We start from the raw sequence: 21,735 nt of genomic DNA on the forward strand, positions 1-21,735 counted from the left end.
CATCCACCCTATGGATAGACCAAGGCGCGGGCCCTGATCTAAACTCCTCGTTGCGCCTGACACTCTCATGACCGAACGCAAGCTCACACCCGCGGCACTAAGCAACAACCTCGGTCGGCCGGCCATGCGCGGCCATCCGGGCTACTCAACCCCCTCTCAACCGCCGACGCAGTCCTTTCCCTGAGGTTTCCAATCCACTCGCGTCGGCAGATCGTTGAGGCGCTACGCGCGCTCTGAAGACGCTTTCCATCCAGCTTGACGACGCGGGACTTGAAGACGACGCGCGCTGCCGGAAGTCGGCGAAGCGGTCGCGCCAGCAAGCACGCGGCCGACGCCCGCACCGCGCCCGATCCGGTTATCGTTACAGGCGCCCGTACGCCTGCGTTAGCCCCGCGCCGCCGCGCGCGAGATCGGCCGTTGGCAAGACCTGATGCGGATATTTTCGCGCGAGAGGAGCCGGTTGCATGCATCCTTCCGAGCTCGGTTTTAGGTCGTCGTCGCGCATCGACGCCCGGTTTGAGATCGATTCATTCAAGTTTGGCAGCTCAGCCGGTCCGCGGAAATCGGAGCCATCGCACCTCGATTCGAACATGCGCTGGCTGGCGCCATGGCGAGACCCATAGCGCCAGCCACATCCAACGGATGTGCAGACAACCGCTTTGGCGCCGAACAGACTGGAATGGCGCCATAGCATTATTCTTTTCGTGACTTTTCGAAATCAGCGGATCACAGGCTCGCCATGGAAGCGGCGGCGCGATGGAGGAGAAACGCCGAAGCCGACTTCCATCATCAGCCGTGGCCTGCGGGCCGGCACGGTGCCCATATGGAAGCCGAACGGATCCTCGACGAAACCGAGACCGGCCTCCCCGGTCAGCGTGACCGGGCTCTGCTCCCCGTAGACGTCCAGAACCTCTTGCGCGGGATGGCCGACGAGAAGCGTAAGCTGGTGCTTGAGGGCGCGGCGGTTATGACTGCCTCGGACATAGACATGGGGGCCGGTGCCCTCGTCGACGGGCATCAGGTAGAAGAAGAACTTCAGCATCCGCCAGTCGTCGAGGTCGAAGTGGTATTTGCCAAGCGAAGCCAGGTTCTTGTCGGCGTCGGAGGCTTGGCCGGTCGGGAAACTCCACCAGACACGCGTGGTGATCAACTTAGCCTGGCCGCCGAGATAGTGCGCGGCGATATCCATGAGCAGCGGATCGTTCTGGATGGCGAGTGCCGCCTTGCAGCCCAAAATGCGCTCGAAATAGTGGCCGCTGAGCAACGGACGGCCAAACCGGACCTCAGCCTCCGCATGCTCCGTCGGCATGAATTCGAGGCGGCGGTCGAAATTGCCGAAGCAAGGTGTGCACCTGGCGAATGCGGCTACATCTTCAGAGACCATTGTTGGCAAGACGAGACCGGAAAAAAGCCCATCCGACCGCAGAGCGTCGACAACATCCTGGCGATTGACGCCAGCAAACATCGTGTCCTGGGCTTTCTGCGACACTCGAACAGGCTTTGCACCACGCCAGTGCATTCTCCGTGCCGGCATGGTGCGGGCGAGCATGAACATCGGCAGCCGCGCCGGATTCTCTCGAAAATCCGAGAGATAGGTCGGGATACGCACAGCGATGCGATGGAGCATGCTGCCGTTTCGCGCGATCGCCTCAAGGCTTGCAGCGCCGGCTTTGTCGGGGTGCGTATCGGTCATCAGGGTCCTCGGGGTATGAATGCACTATCAACGAAGCCTTGGTTCTCAGTGCTTCGTCCGTATTACCCAAACCCAATTCCCGCAGCGGAAAGACTAACCGCGCGTCAGGTTTTGTGCAATGCACAATAAGCCCGTCATGGGCGGATGCGGACAGATCCCTGCGTGTTTTGGAATAAGCCAAATGCTAGGCTGTCACCACAATTACACCAGGAACTGTCTGTAGCCGCCGCCCATCAGGTAGCGGCCACGTTGGACGGCGCGACGCACCTGATCGCGAAGATGGCTGCCCGGATGAGACCAATCTTCTTCGACACGCCGTCTCCCGAACAGGGCAATGGCGATCTCCTGGGATGCTCCGGCAAGCGAACCATCCAAAGCCTGGAGCACGATACGCAGTCGCCCTCTGCGGGGTTCCGGCGGAAGGCAAGCAGCTGCCAGGCGGCCGCAACCATTGATGCTATTCAAAAACTACGGGCAGCAACATGGAACTTCAGGTGCCGCGGCGGCACGATTGCGTCGACATATAGCCGCAACGGGCGGAGAACGGAGGCACCGGAAACGGCGATCTGCAGACTCCGACAGTCCTCCCTCAGCAGCACGTGCTGCACGCCGGCAGGTGTCAGCAGGATGTCCTTTCCGCATGAGAGCGGAGAAAGATCAAGCGGTTCAAAATCGTGGTCGAGCCCAACCGGCTCCGCGGCCGCTCGTAGAATACGGGCGCAGTCGCGCGGATCCCAAAAGAACCTTGCCGACGTGGCGTCCGATTGTGACGCGTCCGCGAAAAAGGAGGAAGCGATCTCAATGCTAGGAAACGGCCTGTGCGCCGTGGCTTCCTTGAGGATGATGTTCAAGCGAACGAGTTTCACCGCCGTGTGAGAGCTGATCGCAGGCCTTTAAGAGATTGAGGAATCTCGTGCTTTCTTCGCCTCAGGAGCAGATTTTGTTGGAGGCCAATGAACTTCCGCGTTTGGCGCAAGTGGTGCTTACTAGACTATAGGGCTGCGAATCTGGACGTATCTGATCTCCCCGCGCCCCGGCATTGACAACTTTTACCGCAGTTTGTCAGTGCTGGGAAAGTTGGACAACGTATGATGCTCGAAGTGGGCTTGGATAGCTGCCTTTGCCGTTCTCGACTCCGGCCAAGAGGGATCTTTCGCAGGGCGCGTTGATCGGCTTAGCGACCGTCCGGCGTGCGCAGGCCGATCCACTTGTCCTTGACCGCGTTGTAATGGTCTTCAGGCTTGTACTTTGTCACGTTCAGGCCAAGGCGCTCGACCGACAGACGGCCGGTCGCCTGTAGGATGGCATAGCTCGCTACCACCACGTCGTGCTCGGCGCTGGCAAGATCGATCTTGCCGGTGATGAGGTCGTTCTGGGCGTTCAACACGTCGAGCGTAGTGCGCTGGCCGACATTGCGCTCCTCGATGACGCCGTTCAAGGCAAGCTTCGCGGCCGCGATCGCCTGCCGGTTGGCCGCGACGCTCTGCTGGGCGGCGGTATAAGCGGTCCATGCCGCGGTCACGGCTTGGCGCACCTGGTCGCGGCTGACGTCGACCTTGATCCTAGCCTGGCTGAGCGATTCCTTGGACTGGCGCACCAGTGCTGAAGTGCGGCCACCAGAATAAATGGGGACGGTCAGCGTCGCCCCGATGCTGGCCGAATTGGTTGTGCCTTCCGTTCCCGAGGTGATCACACCGGGCACGGTGTTGCGATAAGCGCTCGAGACGCCGGCGCTTGCGGAAAGCTGGGGCAGCAGCGCGCCTTCGGCCGATTTCACTGAAAACGCCGCCGCGTCAACCAGAAGCTGGGTGGCGAGGATGGCCGGATGCTCGGCTGATGTGATCGCGATTGCCGCATCGAGGCTCGACGGCAGCAATTTTGCCACCGGCGCCGCCGGCCTGAGCTTCCCCGGCTCGTCCCCGACGATCTGACGATAGGTTGCCGCACTTGCCAGCGCCCGCGCGCGGACGGCACTCAACTTCGCCACTGCGTTGGCGCGCTGGGCATCGGCCTGCGCGACGTCGGTGCGCGTGCCTTCCCCAACCTCGAAGCTCGAACGCGCAGCACGCGCCTGTTCGGTCAGGAACTGCAGGTTCTGCTCCGTCAGCACGGCAACTTGCCGGTCGCGAATTACGTTCATATAGGCCTGAGCCGCGTTGAACAGGGTGTCTTGTTCGGCGTTGCGTAAGCTCTCGACCGAAGCGCCGACCTGCGCTTCGGCAGCCGCGACATTGTTCCTGGTCTGAAAACCGTCGAACAGGGTCTGATCGATTTCGACGCCGAAGTTGCCTTGGGTTAGGCGCACGCTCCGGTTCGAGCCGTTAAGGTGGCTGCTGGAATACTCGATGTCCGCGGAGCCGGTGATGGTCGGACGCCAGCCCGACTTGGCGATGGCCACGCCCTCGTCCGTGACGCGTGTGCCGGCGCGGGTCGAATTCAGCGAAGAATTGTTCTGATAGGCCTTAGATAGGGTTCCGAAGATAGTCTCTGCCGACGCCGTTAACGGCGGTAGGATGGTAGCAGAGCAAAAAATAATGGCAAAAATGCTGTTGCGTACAGTCGGCACAAACATATCCCTCATTTTATTTCGTCATGGCAACTGCGCCGCATCGGCGGTCGCGATTGACAGCCGACACGACGTCTCGGGACCCTTCAGGCCCTATGCTTGCGCATAGAGAGAGCCTCCGGAGCGACCTCTTTCATTCCGGTCATTCTGCGTAAAATCGATTGTTTTGATGAAAACCCATCTACATGATGGATATCAGCCGCAAGCTGGAGGCATGGCGGTACAGCGGATTGGCGATCGCAATAAAGTTCGCTATCCGGGAGACAGTCATTCGCCTCCGACGGCGGACTTCAGGCCGCTGTCCATGTTCGAGAAGTCGCCAGCCAATGGTTGTGCGTTGAGGAGCCGGGAATACCGGGCTGGAAAGTGCCCGGCCTACAGTTCTCTCGCGTTCGCGAGGTCGCCGTCCGGTTGATCGATTCCGTTCCTCAGAAGTCGCGAGAGGTTGGGGAGCGACATCTCATGTATCTCGGAATCCGGGCAATGGTACTCGATCTGGAGGAGCCAGGGCCCGGTGCTTTGCCTTGCGGGACGAATGCCCATTTTTCTCAGACGCCCATAATCATTGCATATATGCGTGCTACGAAAGGTCAGAATTGGGAACGAAAACAAATCGGGCGATGCTTGATCATGTCGACCGCTAGCCGAGGGAAATCGCCCGCACAGCTTTTCCGCCATCTATCGGCAAAGTGGCCTGCGGCGTTCAATCCGAAAGCCCCCAGGCCGCTCAAGATCGGCATCCATCATGACATTCGCGCGCTTGATGACGAACTGTCTGATGATGAATTGGGGAGAGCCCTGCGCGCCTATACCAGGATGGCCAGATACTTGGCGAGACTGGATGCCGGCGCCGCGCGGGTCGATCTCGATGGCGAGCCGGCCGGCGAGGTATCGGATGCGGACGCGGCCACCGCCAAGGCTTTGCTGTGCCGCAAGGACAAGCAAGAGCGCAAGCAAACGCCGGAGCCAAGGGCAGAGCCTGAAGCGCCACCCAAACCGAAACCGAAGCAAACGGCCCTCTTCAAGGCGAAGAGTAGGGCCGACAGCCCGACCGGAATCGTCGTTGAGACGAAGCGTCGCCGGTCTTTCCGAAAGCCGATGGCTTGATCGCCGCTGAGCGATGGGTCTTCGCCGGCCGGGACAGCCCTGAGTGTCGGAGCACATGGCGCCCCGTGCCGATCCGAATTGCCGCGGTTGCAAAGGACACGCCAAAATGTCCACCGAGTGATTGGTTTTGACCCAGAGCGTTCCGCCGCGGATCGTCGGCGACTGCGATTGCGCGGGGCATGCGAGACGCTGTTCACTGAGAGCCAGATGGCCACGATCATTTTCTTGAATCGACGTCGCCATAGTTATGCCAAGATAACGAAACGTTCGTTTAGATAAAAAAACATACGCTTTGATATTCGATGCTGACTGTGCTGTCTGTTGCAGAACAGAAGGAACCCGTGTCATGGCACGCTCCACTTCTCAAAGCGCCTTGCGCTATCCACTGATCATCATTCTCGGCACCGACGAAAACGTCAGGCTGCTCCGGGAGCTGTCGCGGCATGGCGGCTTGCTTTCTTCTCCATTGCTTGCAGATCGTAGCGGCCTTGCAAGGGCAAGCGTCTGGTCTGCCCTCGGAACCTTGGAAGGGATCGGCATTGTATCTTCAGAGGGGACGGGCAGGGTTTGCCTCTGACATCCACGGCGGCCGCACTCGAAGCCCTCTTTGAGCAGGAGGGGCTTCGGTATTCCAACATCCGTCTATTCTTACTGAGTCAGAAAGTCGCGGCTGCGGGGGGATTCGCGCTGGTCGGGGATTTGTTAGGGTGCTGCTTCGTGATCAGGGAAGCGCCCCGCCATGCCCGACTGGACAGCCGAGAGTGAAGCCGCATTCGACGCCTATGTCGATGCTTTGATCGGGGTGATCGGCCACGCCGACCGCGCTGAGCCGCTGAAGGATTATTGCCTGGGACTCCTGATGCCGATCGAGCGCAAGAGCGTGGAACCGTTGGCGGCTGTCACGGCGCCGTCGCGGGTAGCGGCCAAGCATCAGTCTCTGTTGCATTTCGTGGGACAGGCGCCGTGGTCGGACGCGGCCTTGCTAGCACGGGTTCGCGACTGGGTTCTTCCACGGATCGAGCAGCGTGGACCGATCCGGGCGTGGATCGTCGACGACACGGGCTTTCCCAAGAAGGGCAAGCACTCGGTGGGCGTAGCGCGCCAGTATTGCGGCCAGTTGGGCAAGCAGGACAACTGTCAGATTGCGGTTAGCCTATCGATCGCAAATGACGCAGCCTCGCTTCCGATCGCCTACGAATTGTATCTCCCGCACAGCTGGGCGGAGGATCCCGAACAACGCAAGAAGGCCAAGATTCCGGCGGAGATCACGTTCCGGACCAAGCCGCAGATCGCGCTCGAGCAGATCAGGACGGCCATGGCCGAAGGCGTCGCGCCCGGCGTGGTTCTGGCCGACGCCGGATATGGCGCCGACGGCGGTTTCCGCGCGGGCCTGTCCGAGCTCGGTCTGACCTATGTTGTCGGCGTTCAGCCCACACTCAGCGTCTGGCGCCCAGGCGAGAGCCCGCTGCCGCCCAAGCCCTGGAGCGGAAGAGGCCGGCCGCCGTCTCGAGTCGGCCGAACCGACAATCACAAGCCGATCTCGGCCAAGGCCCTGGCCGAGGAGTTCGACGCCGAGACTTGGCGCACGATCGCCTGGCGTGAAGGAACCAACACCGAGCTCAATTCCCGCTTCGCCGCCGTGCGCTTGCGGCCGGCATCCAGGGACTACAATCGGCCCGAGGCTCACGCCGAAGAGTGGCTCCTGATCGAGTGGCCTGAAGGCGAGGTCGAGCCGAGCAAGTATTGGCTCTCCACCTTGCCGGCCGACGCTACGATCACCCAGTTGGTCGATGCCGCCAAGCTGCGTTGGCGGATCGAGCGAGACTATCAGGAACTCAAGCAGGAGTTGGGACTGGGCCACTACGAAGGCCGAGGGTGGCGGGGCTTCCACCACCACGCCAGCCTCTGTATCGCCGCCTATGGCTTCCTGGTCTCTCTGAGGGAGACGATTCCCCCCTCAACTCCAACTCGCGCCCAAGGCCGCCAAACACCTGGTCTTCCCGACGGTCATCGACCCCGCGGATCCTCCGATCCGACCAGAGCGGCACGTCCCGACCTCGATCCCAACCCTCAGGCGACGCCTGACTGTGGCCCTGGCCAACCGTCTGCAACGATGTCCGTGCTGCATAAGGCCAATGGACAGTCCGCGTCACGTTCGCACTTTATGACGCAGTAGTACTATCCGATGCCCTGGAAAACAGCCGGATCGTAAACATAGTAGGTCTCCAGCAAAACTACCGCTAGGAAACCCGTAGAACTGCCGATAGCCAGATAAAGCGAAACTGGTGGTTTTTGGCCTAATGCCGCACAGGTTATCTCGCGGCCCCAATACGGGCTTTGGCCGCCGATACCGTTCGGCATGTCAAGCGCGTACCGACAACTTCTTTGATGACAGGCACTTCCTGCGGAGTCATGTTCGCCTGTCAGCGGGGGAGACCCGCCGCTGCCCTTGTGTCGTTCAAGTTCTTAGCCCGCAGGAGGTCCAGATGATTGACCGTCTCAACCTTGATCCATCTCTCTACCCGACCGACCTGGAAAGCTTGAAATCGGTTTTCGACCAGCTTTGCCAAGAGGGCCATATCCAGCCGGGATCACCAGAAGCCGAGAATGTTGCCTCTGATCTAGTGCGCCTTTTCCAGAACGGACTTAGCGACGAGACCAGCCTGCTCGTAGCAGCTAGGGCGCGACTGCAGGATTTGCGCCGGGCAGGCTGACCTTTCTAATTCAGGACCCAAACGGTTCGTAGCGCAGCTGCATACCGTCTGTGATCTCGGCAGCCTCAGGCGCCAAGAGTGCAATGCCGTTGGCCAACGCAATGGCCATCAAATTGGCCGAGAACCCACGTTCAAGCATCTCGAGCACAGGTTCACCCGTTTCGGTGCGGCCGGATATGCGGACGGGCATAAACTCGGTTCGGCCTTCCCGCTTTTTGCAGTTGAAGCCAGCCACCGCCGAGAACCATTGCGGCTGAATCTCCGCGAGGCCAGCCAGCCTTCGCAAGGCAGGCAGGACAATCTGCCGAAACGCTATCAGGGCCGCGTTGGGATTGCCCGGCAACCCGGCAAAGACCGTGTTCCTGATCCTTCCGACTTTCAGCGGCTTGCCCGGCCGCATCGCGACCTTGAGGACATCAAGGTCGGCGCCATGAGATTGAACGGCTGCCACCATATGGTCTTCCTCGCCTGCCGAGACCCCGCCTGTGGTAACCAGGGCGTCACAGGACGCGACCGCACGACCAACAACGTCTGCCAGGCTGTCTGGAACCATGCCGAAGTCGACGATTTCCGCCCATGGACAAGCCGCAAGTAACGAGCGCAGCATGATCCGATTGGAATTGTAAATCTGGCCGTGTTTGAGGGGTTCACCCGGTTCCTTCAATTCGGTTCCGGTCGAGAGCAGCCCTATACGGATCTTTCGAAGCACCTGGATGTCGACGATCCCCACCGCTGCCAGCAAGGTTAGGTCCCTGGCGGATAGGCCCTTGCCCCGCTTCACCAGTTCCATGTCGGGGCTGACGTCCTCGCCGGCAAGACGGATGTGACGGCCATGAGAGGGCCGTTCGTACATGGTGACGGTGTCGCCAGTTCGCTCGCAATGCTCTTGCATGACCACAGCGTCGAAGCTCGACGGCACGGGTGCTCCCGTGAATATCCGAAGTGCGGTTCGTGGGTCGAGGTTCTCGAGAGCGCGCACATCGCCGGCGACCACCCGCCCAGCCACGCGAAAGGTCCAAGGCTCCTCCCCATCGAAATCCGCCGTTCGAACGGCAAACCCGTCCATCGCCGAATTGTCGAACGGAGGCAGCGAAATAGGCGAGTGTATATCGGCCGCGCAAACCCGCCCCAATGCTCCGGCAAGCGAGACTGTTTCCCTGTATCGAACAGGTTTGGCGAGCGCGACGGCTTTGGCTACCGCCGTCTCGAACGGGATAGCTTCGCCACCCTGCCCGGCAGAGCAGTCGGCTTTCAAAACGGGCTTCGCGGCGTGAAACACGAGCGCTCCTCCCTTGCGTTGTTCTCGAAACGCAACGGCCTAAGGTTTTTCTAACCTGACACACTCTTGAGATAGACGATGACGTTTTTGATATCGTCGGGATTCTTGAGGCCAGGGAACCCCATTCTATTCTTCGGCACTTTCGCTTTGGGATTGGCCAGATATTCCGTCAGGTTCGGCTCATCCCAGACGAGTGCCGCAGCACCGGCATCCTTCATGGCTTTCGAATACCAATAGCGAGGGACGGTTCCCGCTGTCCGGCCTACAACGCCTTTCAAGGTTGGCCCGAATTTGTTCGCGTCGGTATCAGCGTTGTGGCAGGCGGCACACTTTTTGAAGACCGTCTTTCCGGCCTCGATATCCTGGGCCTGGGCGACCGGAGGCAGTAACGCCAAAACCATTGTGGCGCCGACGAACAGGTATTTCATGCGGGAACTCTCCGTTTTTCCATACGATGACGTCGAGGGGCTCGTTGGCCTTCAGGTCAGCGACATTGGCCAGCCTGTTCGACGGATATTCCACGAGTGCCAAGCCGGGGGCAGCCTTGGTCTGTGCCTGCACTGGCAATGCCACGGCTGTGGCCATCCCTGCGGCGGCAAACGCTCCTCCCCTCAGAAATTGGCGGCGACCGACGTCGGCCAGCTTGTTGCAGCGATCCATGCGTTCCTCCCATTTGGCGAATCTCGTCGCAAAAGGCTTGCAACGCCTGTGCCAACCGAAAAAACCGCCGATTTCATTGGAAAAAAGGAACCCATCGCCGGATGTCCGCGACGTTCGGAAATGCGGACATAGTGCGCTGCCGAAGGTTCAGGAAGTCGAACGACCCAAGGGTCCGCGCATTCGCGGGGCATGCATCACCCTCTCTTAGCAGATCCGGGGCAGTTGTTCGCCCGACAGCCAGTCGACAATCCGGCCGCCGCCAAACGAGGTCGTCATCTGGACAAAGCAGTTGTCGTCGGCCACGACGTGGCCGACCAGCGCCGCCTCACTGCCAAGCGGATGGGCGCGCATCGTCGCGAGCACGGCGTCAGCGCCCTCCGGCGCCACGACTGCTACCAGTTTCCCTTCATTGGCGACATTGAGCGGATCGAGGCCGAGGAACTCGCAGGCTGCAGCCACTTCCGGTTTGAGCGGGATCTTGTCTTCGTCGATGCGGAAGCCGACCCGCGACTGGCTGGCGATCTCGTTCAGCGTCGCGGCGATGCCGCCGCGCGTCGGATCGCGCATTAGCCGGATATGCGCCCCGCCAGCCGCGACCATGTCTGCTACCAACCCGTGCAGGGCCGCGCTGTCGGAGGCGATGTCGGTGTCGAATTCCAGGTTCTCGTGTTTCGACATCACGGCGACGCCATGGTCTCCGATCGAGCCGGAAATGATCACCGCATCGCCGGGCCGGGCGGCGTCCGACCGGAGATCGAGCCCGTCCGGAACCATGCCGACGCCGGCGGTCGAGATGAAGACGCCGTCGGCCTTGCCGCGCTCGACGACCTTGGTGTCGCCGGTGATGATCGGCACGCCGGCCTCGCGCGAGGCGGCGCCCATGCTCTGGGCGATGCGCTCGAGATCGGCGAACGGAAAACCCTCCTCGATGATGAAGCTTGCCGACAGATAGAGCGGTACCGCGCCCGCCATGGCGATGTCGTTGATCGTGCCGTGCACGGCGAGGGTGCCGATATTGCCGCCGGGGAAGAAAAGCGGCGAAACGACGTAGCCGTCCGTGGTCATCACCATCCGCCCGCCAGGCACCGAAAAGGCCGATTGGTCGTTGCCGGCCCTCAGCCAGTCATTGTCGAAAGCCTTGTGGAAAATGCCCTCGATCAACTGGCCCATGGCGCGCCCGCCGGCCCCGTGCGAGAGGTCGACACGGCCGTTGGCGACATCGAGCTTGCGCCTGTAGGCCTTGATCATCATGTTCATGCGACCGCCCTCCCCCCCATCCACCTGCCGCGCGTTCTCGCGGAAGCGGCCATAGGTCCAGTGCGCGGCGCAGGCGCCCTCCGACGACACCATGCAGGAGCCCATCGGTGTATCGGGCGTGCAGACCGTGCCGAACAGCTTGCAGTCGGCCGGCTTCTTGACGCCGCGCAGGATCGCGCCGCATTCGCAGGCCGGGTTGTCCTTCGCGGCGGGCGTCACCATCGAAAAGCGCTTCTCGGCGTCGTAGGCCACATATTGCGGCCGGAGCCGCAGCGCGCCATAGGGCACTTCGCCGAGACCGCGCCATTCGAAGCTCTCGCGCAGCTCGAAGAAATTCGCCACCTCCGCCTGGGCCTTTTCGTTGCCGAGCGCGGTCACCGCACGGATATACTGGTTCTCGACCTCGTGCCTGCCGTCATTGACCTGGCGCACCAGCATCAGGATCGCCTGGATGACGTCGAGCGGCTCGAAGCCCGCCACCACCACCGGCTTCTGGAATTCCCCGGCGAAGAATTCGTAAGGTTCGGTGCCGATGACGGTCGAGACATGGGCAGGGCCGACGAAACCGTCGATCTTGATCGTGCCGAGCTTGCGAACGTCAGGGCTTTCCAGGATGTTCTGGATCGCCGCCGGCGTCAGCACGTGATTGCAGAAGATCGAGAAATTGCCGAGCCCCTTGGCTATCGCCGCCTTGAGCGCGAGCGCGGTCGGTGGCGTCGTGGTCTCGAAGCCGATGGCAAAGAACACCACTTCGCGTTCGAGCTCGGCCTCGGCGATCCTGAGCGCATCGAGCGTCGAATAGACCATGCGGATATCGGCGCCGGCCGCCTTGGCCTTCAAGAGGCTCGATCCGTCCGAGCCCGGCACGCGCATCAGGTCGCCATAGGTGCAGAGCGTGATCTTCGGCCGCATGGCGAGCGCGATCGCCGCATCGATACGGCCGATCGGCAGCACGCAGACGGGACAGCCCGGTCCGTGGATCATCCGCACATTGGCCGGCAGCAGGTCCTCGAGACCATAGCGGGAAATAGCATGCGTATGGCCGCCGCAGAACTCCATGAAGTGATAGGAACGCGCCGGATCGGCGAGAGCGGCGATCTGCCGGGCGATATCCTTGGCGAGCCTGCCGTCGCGATATTCGTCGATATATTTCATGCCGCATCTCCCAGGGCCGCAGCTTCTCGGATGAGGGCGAGCGTCCTTTCCGCCTCCTCCGGATCGATCTTCGCGAGCGCATAGCCGACATGAAGGAGGAGATAGTCGCCCGGCCGGACATCGTCGATCAGCGCGGTCGAAACGATCTTCGAGACGCCGTCGAGTGTAACCTTCGCCATGTTGTCGGGCAGTACTTCCTTGACCTGGACCGGCATCGCTAAGCACATGTCCGGCTCTCCTGCCCTGATGCATTCTCGTTCATGATGACCTGCCGCGCATGGGCGGCCTGGCCGAGCGCGATGCCGCCGTCATTGGCCGGCGCGAGACGTGGCAAATAAGGCTTGAGACCGCGGTCCCGAAGCGCTTGCGCAAGTCCGGCCGCAAGGACCCGATTCATCAAGCATCCGCCGCCGAGCGCGACCTGCGGGATGCCGAGGGGTGCCGCTTCCCTCGCGGCCCATTCCGCAAGTCCCGCGATCAGCGTACCGTGAAAGACATCGGCCGCGTCAGCGCCGCTCAGTCCTTCCCGCGCAAGATGCAGGATAAGGGGCCGGAAATCGAGCACCCCGTCCCGGATTGCATAGCCGTCGCAGAGACATCGCGGCGCCCGGACCAGGGCCTCGAGCTCCATCGCCGCCTGCCCTTCGTAGCTCTGGACGAGACGAACGGCTGCTATCGCCGCGGCGGCATCGAAGAGCCTGCCGAGGCTGGTTGTCCGGAACGGCCGCATACCGCGTTCGAACATCGCCGTGAGCTGCGCAACACCCCGATGACCTGGCCAGAGCTGCGATGCGAAATCAATGCATCCGGCCTCCTGCAGGGCTGCCACCCCCATGCGCCAAGGCTCACGCGCCGCGCGGTCGCCACCGGGCAGCGGCAGCGATGTAAGCGATCCCGCTCGGCGCCAATGACCCCTATCGGCGATGAGCATTTCGCCCCCCCAACTCGTGCCATCGGCGCCGAAACCGTGCCCATCGAGCGCAAGCCCGAGAACCGGGCCGGAAAGCCGATGCTCCGCCACCACGGCCGCTACATGGGCGACATGATGCTGGACTGCCACGACCGGCAGGCCCAGGCTCTCTGCCATCCGCAGCGAACGGAAATCCGGATGCAGGTCCGAGACCGCGAATTCCGGCTTCACGTCCAGGATCGAACAGAGATGGGTGATCGCCTCGCGCTGGAAACGGATCGCCTCGGCATTGTCGAGGCCGCCTATATGCTGCGAGAGAAAGGCCTCGTACCCACGTGTGACGCAGATAGTGTTCTTGAGGTCGGCGCCGGTGGCGATCACCGCAGGTCCATCCTCGCCGAGATCGACCGGCTCGGGCACGAAGCCGCGGGCGCGACGGATGAACGCGGGGGCGCCATCGATGACCTGCATGACGGAGTCGTCGGCGCGGACGGTGATGTCGCGATCATGGGTGACAATCAGATCCGCAATCGCGGCAAGGCGGCGCTCGGCGTCGGCGTTGTCGGCCACAAGGGGTTCACCACCGGGATTGGCGCTGGTCGCGACCAGCGCTGCAGGTCGGTGCGGCGAATGGCAGGCGAGTTCGTCGAGCAGCACATGATGCAGTGGAGCATAGGCGAGCATCAGCCCAATCCGCGCGAGGCCGGGCGCGATGAGGTTGGCGAGCGCACCGGCACGTGCCTCGACCACCACGATCGGGCTCGCGGGCGAGGCCAGCAAGGCTTCTTCGGCTTCGCTCAGTCGTGCGAACTGCCGCGCCGCCTCGATGCCGGCGACCATGACGGCAAACGGCTTCTGGTCACGAGCCTTGCGCAGCCGGAGGAGATCGATCGCTGCATCGTTGCGGGCGTCGCAGAGCAGGTGGAAACCGCCGATGCCCTTGAGCGCGACGATGGCGCCGCCTTCGAGCCGCGCCGCAATCTCCGCGATCGAATGGCTGAGACTCGGGCCGCAATCGGGGCAGGCGACCGGCTCGGCATGGAAGCGCCGGTTCTCCGGATCGATATAGTCCGAGGCACAGGCCCGGCACATCGGAAACGATGCCATCGAGGTCTGCGTCCGGTCATAGGGCAGCGCGCGAGTGATGGTGAAGCGCGGGCCGCAATGGGTGCAGTTGACGAAGGGATAACCGAAGAAGCGGCTCGCGGGATCGGTCAGCTCACACCGGCATTCGGCGCAGGTCGCGGCATCCGCGCCGATCCGGGTCGCGCTCTTGCCGCCAAGGCTCTCGAGGATATCGAACCGTTCGCCACCGGCTGGCGAGAGTTCGAGCACGTGGATCGAGTCGATGCGGGCGAGCGGCGGCGCCTGGGTCCGGATCGCGTCGTGAAAGCGGCCCGCATCCGTACCCTCGATCTCTATCAGCACGCCGGCACTGTGGTTCAGCACGAAGCCAGAAAGCCGCATAGTCCGCGCGAGCCTGTAGGCGAAGGGCCGGAACCCGACGCCCTGCACGGCGCCGCGCACCTGGAGCCTGAGCCGCCGGATCGGGTTTTCGATCGGTCGTGCGAGCGCCCTCGCCATGGTTCATGCCACCTTCGGTCACGCGGCCCGGTGGGCGGCGGATGCCTCGAGCCAGGCATGGAAGGCTTCCATGCCCTCTCCCGTGCGGGCGGAGACCGTCAGCGTCTGGAGGCGGGGATTGACGCGCAGGGCGTTGGCGATGCAGAGGCCGACATTGAAATCGAGATGCGGCAACAGGTCGGCCTTGTTGAGGATCATCAGGTCGGCGGCGGCGAACATGTTGGGATATTTGAGCGGCTTGTCCTCGCCTTCGGTGACTGACAGCACCACAACCTTGTGGGCCTCGCCGAGATCGAAGGCGGCGGGACAGACGAGGTTGCCGACATTCTCGATGAAGAGCGCAGAGCCTGGTTCGAGCGCGAGATCCTCAGTCGCGTGGCCCACCATGTGGGCGTCGAGGTGGCAGCCCTTGCCCGTGTTGATCTGGATGGCGCGGGCGCCGGTCTCGCGGATCCGGGCCGCGTCGTTCGAGGTCTGCTGGTCACCTTCGATAACCGAGATCGTGAGGCGGTCCTTTAGGTCATTGATCGTGCGGACCAGCAGGCTGGTCTTGCCCGAGCCGGGGCTGGAGACGAAGTTGAGCGCAAAGATGCCCTGGCGCTCAAAATATCGCCGGTTCTCTTCCGCATAAGCGTCGTTCTTGGAGAGGATGTCTCTCTCCACCTGGATGATCCGCCCCTGGCTCATGCCTGGCACAGTGACGCCGGCGATCCCCTTGCCATAATGGACGCTGCAGTCCGCGGCATGGTGATGCTCATGCCCGCCATCGCCATGGTGGTGGTGGTCTTGGTCGTGATGATGGTCATGGCTGTGACGGTGTCCGCCCTCGTCGTGCTTGTGACCCTCGATGGAAGAAGTCTCGCAACCGCATACCGTGCACATCAGCTCACCTCCATATCCCTGATCTTCAATTCGTCGCCTGCCGTCATCTGGACCCGATGCCGTCCGCAGTCCGGGCAGGCGCCGAACCGCTCCTCCAAGGCGACCGTCTTGCCGCAGTCGAGACACCAGCCCTCGCCGGCAATGCGGTTGATCTCGAGCGTCGCCTCGTCCGCAATCGTGCCGTGTCGCACGGCCTCATAACAGAACATCAGCGCGTCCGGCTCGACGTGGCTCAGCACGCCGACATCGACCCGGACCGACTTGACGCGTGTCGCGCCGTTCTGCCGCGCCGTGTCGCAGACGATCTCGATCACACTCTCCATCAGCGACATTTCATGCATGTGCGGCCTCGCGAACACTAACCTCAAAGGCCACGCAAGGATCGAACAGGACCGCGAGCCGCGACACCGATCTCACGGCGGCCTCATCGGTCCCGACGGATGACGACAGCAGTGTCTCGACGAAGGGGCCGGCGGGATGAAAATTCCATTCGGTCGGGGCGAGGATGCGATAGGACGAAAGCCTGCCGTCGCCGCCGATCTCGGCCTGATGATAGAGCCGGCCACGCGCGCATTCCACAGCACCGTAGCCACCGGCGCCCGGCGTGGCCCCGCCGCAGGCGAGGGATGCTCCGTCGCACTTGCCGGTTGCTGCGAGAGCCGTCAGTTGTTTGAGGCAGCGGCGCACGTCGTTGATGCGGGCTAGCAGTCGTTGGACCAGATGGGACGCCTCCACGTCACCGGCGGCGAGCCGGGCATACGCGCCCGTCTCCGCGACGCGGCCTTGGAGATGCGGGAGGCTTGCATAGCCGGGCTCGGCGCAAAGCCGGGCGATGACTTCCGGATCGTCATTGATGGTCAGTGGATCGGGCCGGCGGCCATTGAAGACCCGATCGTTGCCTATATCCTGCAACATCGCGGCGCAGGCTGATTCCGGCAAAGGTGTGTCGCCCTGGCTCGGGATGCCGAGCGCGCTGGCCGCCGCAGACAGCCGCGCAGCGGCGGCCGCCAAATGCGCCCTGTCGTTTTGCCCGGCCTTGGCCAGGGCGATGATTTCTTGCGAAGCGGCCAGCGCTTCGCGGAGATGTCTACCGGCGGTTGCGCCGAGCGATGCCGGCAGGGGGCATGGCCAATGGAGGATGAGCGCCCGCAAGGTTTCGAAAATCCGCTCGGCGAGCAATCCGGCACCGGAGCCGATCCGTTCGTCCACCTTCATCGCCATATCCGCTGCATTCAGGACGGCGAGCCGCGCCGCTACGGATTGCGCAAAACCGCAGAGCGAAAAGACTTGACCGGCAAGAGGGGGCGCCTCTTCGGGCCTGCGGCCGATGAACATGCGCGTCAGGCCCTGCGGGCGGTTCGCCTTCACCGTGACGGAACAGGCAAGCGCGCGCGACACGGTTACGTCGATCCTTATCGTGCCTGCCCCGAGAAGGAATGTCATTGCGACGCTTCCTCGCGCCTGCGGACATACCCGCGCAACAGGTCACGCCGGTTGACCGCCGCGGGCGGCGGTTCGAGCGTGGCAGGATCAAAGAAGGCCCGGGCTGCTTCGTCCGCTGTTTCGAGGGCAGCCTCCATCGTCGCGAACTCGAAGACCGGCGAAAACAGCGAGCAGGAATCGACACGGTCAATCGCATCGAGTTCACCGGCAATGAACCCGACCTCACCCGCCGGCAGGCCGACACGGAGGGTCGTACCGGTGGCAGCTGGGGAGGAGGAAGGGCCCTGCGGCAGATCCGCTGCCACGAGATTCATGAACCATGGTGTAGTCACGATGCCGAACGCACGACCGCCGTAAGTCCGAAAACCGGTCGAGGCAATACCAAGCGCGGGATTGCAGATCGGCACATCGGCCATGGCGGTCGCGTAAATGTGCTGGTAGCAGGCCTCGAGCCGCCGGCCGAGCGCCTGCGCGGGATCGATCTCGGCCCTCTCTGCGACGTCAGCGTCCATCACCTAGCCTCATGAACTTCGATTGCAGCGCATCGCAATTTGGGCAGCGCCAGTCTTCCGGCAGGACTGCAAACGACGTCCCCGGAGCAATCTGCCAGACCGGGTCACCCTCAGCGGGATCATAGACATGCCAGCAGATACCGCATTCCATCTGGTCGTCGTCCGACACGGTCTCGCGCTTGCCGAAATTCTCGAAGGCGCTCATTTGAAATAGGCCTCCTCGATCTCACGCAGCCTCGCCTCGGAGTCGCGGAAATCATCCTCGGCGGCGATCGCGACCGAGGGAATGTCGCAGATCTCCAACGTATCGAGGATGATCGCGTCCATGGCGTTGTAGAACTGAACCGACCAGACATTGCGCGCGCCGGTCACCACGATACGGCAGCTGCCATAGCCGCGCGAGGTGAGCTGCACCGGCCCGGCACCCAACGTTTCCTGCAGGAAGGCCATGTCTTCCGGGCTCATCGGGAAGAGCGAGAAGGTGATGATTTGGCCCGGATCACCGTCGCTGTAACGGGCGATGCGATCACCGATCTCGGTCAGCACGGGCATGACGTTCATGGCGCCGGTCGGCGCCGGCCCGTGGCTGATCGAGCCCGGCAGCGCCGAGCACACCTGTTTGACAGCGGCGGGAATGCTCGCGACCTCGACATAGTCGGCAATGAGCCGGCCCTCACCGTCGGCGAAACGGACGCGCCAGACGCCAGCCATCACCGCCTCCTGCATCCGGGCCGTGATGCCGTTCGCCAATGCCGCAACGCCGGCGACCTCGCCCTCGCCGAGAGTCTGGGCGATCAGTTCCTTGTCGTCGTCGGGGAAATCGGTGATGTCGAATAGCCGGCCCGGCCGGTCGGCCTTCTGAACGGCGAGCGCGTCAGCGAGTTCCGGCAGGAGCATCGCCGTCCGCCGACATCGGCGGATCATTTCCTCGGCGCTGCTGGTGGCGAGGAAATTGAGCTTGCGGGCACGCAGCGGCGGCTCGGCGCCGATCGGCATCACCGTCATCGCCGCATCCTCGCCCTCGGGGGCGACCCAGAAGCCGGCCTTCAACGCACGATCTCCTTGCCGGCATGGGTGATCTCGACCTTCGGTCCGCCCGAGGGCACCATGACCGGCGCGGCGGGCGCGAGCCAGGCGCTGATCTTCTCGACATATTCGGACCAGTCGCGGATCTTGCCCAGCACGCCGACCGGTTGGTCTCGACGAGTCACGGCGAGGCTCGGCATCACAACGACGTTAAAGCGGGCCTTTAGCTTGTCTTCGGCCGTGCGCAGGACCACGGCGCCTCGCAAGCGGCCTTGGAAGGTCTGGAGGATATGCGGGAGGACGACGGCGACGTCATCGGCTTCCGGCCGCTGCGACGGATCGCCGGTGAAGAACAGCACGGCATTGTCGGGTTCACTCGCCGCCGGAGCGAGGAAGGCATCGATATTCGTCTCGTCGATGAGGGGCAGGCGCGCCCGCTCGCTCAGGGCGCGGACCAGGACAGATGGCATAGTCTCCTCCACAAATCACGCTGCGAAACATTCCAACGAAATGAGGAGCAAGCGGCGTGCCAGACTTGGGAAAGTCAGATTCCTTTGATCTGGAATACAAATTTCCGCCTTCACAAAGTATTGCGGGCATCTGGATGGAAAGTCCTTCCACTTTGGAAATTTCTTTTCACTCGCTACGCAGATGCGGCGGCAGTTCCGGCTCGCGCGAGGTGAGATCGGCAAAGAGGGCGTCGAAAGCCCTCCCCTCGACAGCTTCAGCAAGACCCGCGAGTGCGTTGTCGATGGCCCGGGCCTCGTCGGCGTCCAGCACCCGGATGGCGGAGCCGAGATGGGTGAGTAGGTAGGTTCCCGGCGGTTGTGGGCCGACCAGCATGAGGGAGATCGAGGATATCCGGCCATGTCGCTCGCAGTGCGCGACGAACTCATTGCCGGCGACGGTCCGCATGGGAATACCGATGCACATGATGCTCCTCCTCCGTCGTCTTAGATCTCATGAATCGGGAGCCGCGGTGCGCAGGGTGCCCACACGGACTCCCGACCGGCCTCAGCCCTGGGAGAAGTTCAGCCGGCCAGCAGGACTGCACCGGCAAGGGCAATGGCCACGCCGGCGGTCCGCGCGGCAACTCGCCGGGCGTTGCCGAACCTCAACCAGGCCAGCCCGAAACCGGTGAGATGCAGGATGACCGTAGCAGCCATGAAGCCCGCCACTTAGCCGCCCCATGCGCCATCGCCGGAAGCTCGGTGCCATGGGCGTGGCCATGGAAGAGCGCGCATGTTCCAACCCCGTCGCCGCGACCGACGTTGAAACCTTCACTTCGAAAGCAACCAGCAGACCGAGCAGCGCGACGGTCAGCGCGATCCCGGTTTCCACCATTGGAAAAGCGAGGCCGTAAATGCCCAGGGCGCCCCCCACCGCCATGACCGTCACGAAGGCCAAGGGAACGATCCATCGGGCTTTACCGCCCAGCCCCAAGGCCCAGAAGCCGACCGCGACCATCGCCAGGATATGATCGAGACCGCTGAACGGATGGCTGAAGCCAGCAAGCGCGCCGTCGGTGTGAAGGCCGACATGCGCGTGGGCGATGTCTGGTCGCGCCATCGCGACGAGCGTCGCCGCAACCCTACGGAAATTCATGATATCCTCCTCAATAGCGCAATGCGGCCGATCCGGCTCGGCGCTCGTAACGTTCGAAATCGATGTCGTTTTCAAGTAGTGGCGGAACCGCTGCTCCTTCCGGTCGCGCAGTGACGACGACGCCCCAGTCCCGCAATATTCCTACTGCCGTTTCGATTGCGCGCGGTATGACTGCCTTGACCAGCGTCGTCAGCGGGCCGCCCCAGTCCTCGAGATCCAGCGGCTGGCACCCGATGAGAACCAGACGATCGGGATAGTGCCCCATAAGGTCAGCGGCGCTCAGCACCTCCTGGAAGCCGGTCTGATGCAGGCTCATCTTCTTGGCTCCAGTAAATTTCGGCACCTCGTCGTCTTCCACGATCTTCATCGTGCCCGGCTCGAGGCCGTAGTCGATGGCGTCGAACACCATCAAACGATCGTGTTCATTGACGAACTGCACGAGATAGAGCCCCTGCGTGCCGCCATCGAGGACGGTGACGTTGTCAGGCACCCGATACGCCTTGTGGAAGGTTTCCACCGCGCGCACGCCGAAGCCTTCGTCGGCCCAGAGGATATTGCCTATGCCAAGCACGAGAATCCGCGGGGAAGGCGAAGAGGCCAAGGGATTTGGGGCGACCATCTAGTCCTCCACGTCCTTGAAGAGCCGTTCGCCGGAAATCATCGACGAGATGATGCTCTGTCGGCTCATAATGTCCTCGCGGATCGCCACATAAATGTGAACCATGAGGAAGACGAGGATTACCCACATGCCGAGATGGTGGAATGTGTGGATGTCCTGGCTGTTGGGCCAGATCGAGAACACCCAGCCGAAGAGCGCATATTCCCAGCCGTCGCGGCCGGCACCCTCGCTATAGAGCGCAAAACCGGTGATCACCATGAAGAAGAGCGGCAGGGTGAACATCAGGAACATGGTGAACTGGGAAAGAGGATTGTGGCCGACATGCTTCGGCTGCCGGGCTAAGAACATGTACCACCGCAACTCATGCAGCCATTCCTTCCAGAAGCGGCCGCTCCAGAAGGGCACATAGAAGATCTGGCGGGCATGGATATTGCCGACAAAGGCCCAGTAGACCCTGAGGATAAGGAACACGGCAAGGACCTGCCCCGCCGCGAAGTGGATGAAGCGGATATACCCCGTCAGGAAACTGGCGATGGCCTCGCCCGGCACGGAAGGCAGCGGCGAGGCGATGAAATAGCCGGTTAGCGCGAGCGTCAGGATCGAGACGGCGTTGACCCAGTGCCAGATGCGCACCGGGGCTTCGTAAACATAGATGCTCTGGCGCTCGACGGCCTTTTCACCGTGGGCGTCGGCGGCTGCGAGAGTTTCATGGATAGTCATGAC

General features: G+C 62.6%; 25 protein-coding genes and 1 pseudogene. 5 read left to right on the top strand and 21 right to left on the bottom strand.

Annotation, left to right across the window (positions count from 1 at the left end; translation table 11 throughout):
- Positions 1–718: 718 nt before the first annotated feature.
- From BPNPMPFG_RS38625 to BPNPMPFG_RS38640, 4 genes are all read right to left on the bottom strand, one after another.
- Positions 719–1,693 (bottom strand): hypothetical protein, encoded by a 975-nt coding sequence (locus tag BPNPMPFG_RS38625; RefSeq protein ID WP_258599036.1) that lies wholly within the window; start codon positions 1,691–1,693, stop codon positions 719–721.
- A gap of 201 nt (positions 1,694–1,894) precedes the next feature.
- The gene (locus BPNPMPFG_RS38630; RefSeq protein WP_258599038.1) at positions 1,895–2,080 is read right to left on the bottom strand and encodes a DUF2285 domain-containing protein; all 186 of its coding nucleotides are present in this window, start codon (positions 2,078–2,080) and stop codon (positions 1,895–1,897) included.
- A gap of 74 nt (positions 2,081–2,154) precedes the next feature.
- The gene (locus tag BPNPMPFG_RS38635; protein ID WP_258599040.1) at positions 2,155–2,544 is read right to left on the bottom strand and encodes a hypothetical protein; all 390 of its coding nucleotides are present in this window, start codon (positions 2,542–2,544) and stop codon (positions 2,155–2,157) included.
- Between the two features lie 323 nt (positions 2,545–2,867).
- Positions 2,868–4,259: a TolC family outer membrane protein gene (locus BPNPMPFG_RS38640; RefSeq protein ID WP_258599042.1), complete on the bottom strand. Its 1,392-nt coding sequence runs from the start codon at positions 4,257–4,259 to the stop codon at positions 2,868–2,870.
- Between the two features lie 483 nt (positions 4,260–4,742).
- On the opposite strand from BPNPMPFG_RS38640, the gene BPNPMPFG_RS38645 reads away from it, so the two are divergent.
- From BPNPMPFG_RS38645 to BPNPMPFG_RS38660, 4 genes are all read left to right on the top strand, one after another.
- The gene (locus tag BPNPMPFG_RS38645) at positions 4,743–5,366 is read left to right on the top strand and encodes a ProQ/FinO family protein (protein WP_258599044.1); all 624 of its coding nucleotides are present in this window, start codon (positions 4,743–4,745) and stop codon (positions 5,364–5,366) included.
- Positions 5,367–5,712: 346 nt separating this feature from the next.
- The gene (locus BPNPMPFG_RS38650; protein ID WP_258599046.1) at positions 5,713–5,943 is read left to right on the top strand and encodes a helix-turn-helix domain-containing protein; all 231 of its coding nucleotides are present in this window, start codon (positions 5,713–5,715) and stop codon (positions 5,941–5,943) included.
- A 162-nt stretch (positions 5,944–6,105) separates the two neighbouring features.
- Positions 6,106–7,542, top strand: a complete 1,437-nt coding sequence (locus BPNPMPFG_RS38655) for an IS701 family transposase (RefSeq protein WP_258598528.1) — start codon at positions 6,106–6,108, stop codon at positions 7,540–7,542.
- Between the two features lie 310 nt (positions 7,543–7,852).
- Positions 7,853–8,080, top strand: a complete 228-nt coding sequence (locus BPNPMPFG_RS38660) for a hypothetical protein (protein ID WP_258599048.1) — start codon at positions 7,853–7,855, stop codon at positions 8,078–8,080.
- A gap of 10 nt (positions 8,081–8,090) precedes the next feature.
- On the opposite strand, the gene BPNPMPFG_RS38665 is transcribed toward BPNPMPFG_RS38660, so the two are convergent.
- Complete coding sequence (locus tag BPNPMPFG_RS38665) at positions 8,091–9,359, bottom strand: molybdopterin molybdotransferase MoeA (protein ID WP_258599050.1); 1,269 nt, start codon at positions 9,357–9,359, stop codon at positions 8,091–8,093.
- A gap of 50 nt (positions 9,360–9,409) precedes the next feature.
- Positions 9,410–9,787, bottom strand: a complete 378-nt coding sequence (locus tag BPNPMPFG_RS38670; RefSeq protein ID WP_258598233.1) for a c-type cytochrome — start codon at positions 9,785–9,787, stop codon at positions 9,410–9,412.
- Here BPNPMPFG_RS38670 and BPNPMPFG_RS43005 point away from each other — a divergent pair.
- A complete protein-coding gene (locus tag BPNPMPFG_RS43005; RefSeq protein ID WP_319946032.1) occupies positions 9,786–10,151 on the top strand; it encodes a hypothetical protein in 366 nt (121 codons plus the stop codon). The two genes, BPNPMPFG_RS38670 and BPNPMPFG_RS43005, sit on opposite strands and share 2 nt — an antisense overlap.
- A gap of 72 nt (positions 10,152–10,223) precedes the next feature.
- Here the strand turns inward: BPNPMPFG_RS43005 and hypE are convergent, their stop codons facing one another.
- The 15 genes and pseudogenes from hypE to cybH form a co-directional block, all read right to left on the bottom strand.
- A complete protein-coding gene (hypE, locus tag BPNPMPFG_RS38680; RefSeq protein WP_258599102.1) occupies positions 10,224–11,276 on the bottom strand; it encodes a hydrogenase expression/formation protein HypE in 1,053 nt (350 codons plus the stop codon).
- Between the two features lie 18 nt (positions 11,277–11,294).
- Positions 11,295–12,431: pseudogene (gene hypD / locus BPNPMPFG_RS38685) on the bottom strand (hydrogenase formation protein HypD); the annotation flags it as partial.
- Positions 12,428–12,658, bottom strand: a complete 231-nt coding sequence (locus BPNPMPFG_RS38690; protein ID WP_258598234.1) for a HypC/HybG/HupF family hydrogenase formation chaperone — start codon at positions 12,656–12,658, stop codon at positions 12,428–12,430. The gene BPNPMPFG_RS38690 and the pseudogene hypD, both read right to left, overlap by 4 nt.
- Positions 12,649–14,925: a carbamoyltransferase HypF gene (gene hypF, locus BPNPMPFG_RS38695; RefSeq protein WP_258598235.1), complete on the bottom strand. Its 2,277-nt coding sequence runs from the start codon at positions 14,923–14,925 to the stop codon at positions 12,649–12,651. Before hypF ends, BPNPMPFG_RS38690 begins: the two co-directional genes overlap by 10 nt.
- Before the next feature lie 18 nt (positions 14,926–14,943).
- A complete protein-coding gene (gene hypB, locus BPNPMPFG_RS38700; protein ID WP_258598236.1) occupies positions 14,944–15,807 on the bottom strand; it encodes a hydrogenase nickel incorporation protein HypB in 864 nt (287 codons plus the stop codon).
- Positions 15,807–16,148, bottom strand: a complete 342-nt coding sequence (hypA, locus tag BPNPMPFG_RS38705; RefSeq protein WP_183455173.1) for a hydrogenase maturation nickel metallochaperone HypA — start codon at positions 16,146–16,148, stop codon at positions 15,807–15,809. The genes hypB and hypA overlap by 1 nt, the downstream gene beginning before the upstream one ends.
- On the bottom strand, positions 16,141–17,142 hold the full coding sequence (locus tag BPNPMPFG_RS38710) for a nickel-dependent hydrogenase large subunit (protein WP_258598237.1): 1,002 nt from the start codon (positions 17,140–17,142) through the stop codon (positions 16,141–16,143). Before BPNPMPFG_RS38710 ends, hypA begins: the two co-directional genes overlap by 8 nt.
- A gap of 104 nt (positions 17,143–17,246) precedes the next feature.
- Positions 17,247–17,762 (bottom strand): [NiFe]-hydrogenase assembly chaperone HybE, encoded by a 516-nt coding sequence (gene hybE, locus BPNPMPFG_RS38715; protein ID WP_258598239.1) that lies wholly within the window; start codon positions 17,760–17,762, stop codon positions 17,247–17,249.
- Positions 17,752–17,967: a rubredoxin gene (locus BPNPMPFG_RS38720; RefSeq protein WP_258598241.1), complete on the bottom strand. Its 216-nt coding sequence runs from the start codon at positions 17,965–17,967 to the stop codon at positions 17,752–17,754. Before BPNPMPFG_RS38720 ends, hybE begins: the two co-directional genes overlap by 11 nt.
- The gene (locus tag BPNPMPFG_RS38725) at positions 17,964–18,812 is read right to left on the bottom strand and encodes a hydrogenase expression/formation protein (RefSeq protein WP_258598242.1); all 849 of its coding nucleotides are present in this window, start codon (positions 18,810–18,812) and stop codon (positions 17,964–17,966) included. Before BPNPMPFG_RS38725 ends, BPNPMPFG_RS38720 begins: the two co-directional genes overlap by 4 nt.
- A complete protein-coding gene (locus tag BPNPMPFG_RS38730; RefSeq protein ID WP_258598244.1) occupies positions 18,809–19,258 on the bottom strand; it encodes a thioredoxin domain-containing protein in 450 nt (149 codons plus the stop codon). The genes BPNPMPFG_RS38725 and BPNPMPFG_RS38730 overlap by 4 nt, the downstream gene beginning before the upstream one ends.
- A 166-nt stretch (positions 19,259–19,424) precedes the next feature.
- Complete coding sequence (locus BPNPMPFG_RS38735; RefSeq protein WP_183455178.1) at positions 19,425–19,721, bottom strand: HypC/HybG/HupF family hydrogenase formation chaperone; 297 nt, start codon at positions 19,719–19,721, stop codon at positions 19,425–19,427.
- An 81-nt stretch (positions 19,722–19,802) separates the two neighbouring features.
- Positions 19,803–20,468, bottom strand: a complete 666-nt coding sequence (locus BPNPMPFG_RS43665; RefSeq protein ID WP_495885010.1) for a HupE/UreJ family protein — start codon at positions 20,466–20,468, stop codon at positions 19,803–19,805.
- Complete coding sequence (locus BPNPMPFG_RS38745) at positions 20,404–21,012, bottom strand: HyaD/HybD family hydrogenase maturation endopeptidase (RefSeq protein WP_258598245.1); 609 nt, start codon at positions 21,010–21,012, stop codon at positions 20,404–20,406. The genes BPNPMPFG_RS43665 and BPNPMPFG_RS38745 overlap by 65 nt, the downstream gene beginning before the upstream one ends.
- Positions 21,013–21,732, bottom strand: coding sequence for a Ni/Fe-hydrogenase, b-type cytochrome subunit (cybH, locus tag BPNPMPFG_RS38750; RefSeq protein WP_258598246.1), 720 nt, complete (start codon positions 21,730–21,732; stop codon positions 21,013–21,015).
- Between the last annotated feature and the right edge of the window lie 3 nt (positions 21,733–21,735).

Origin of the sequence: Mesorhizobium sp. AR07 (genome assembly GCF_024746815.1) — a bacterium.
Lineage (GTDB): Bacteria > Pseudomonadota > Alphaproteobacteria > Rhizobiales > Rhizobiaceae > Mesorhizobium.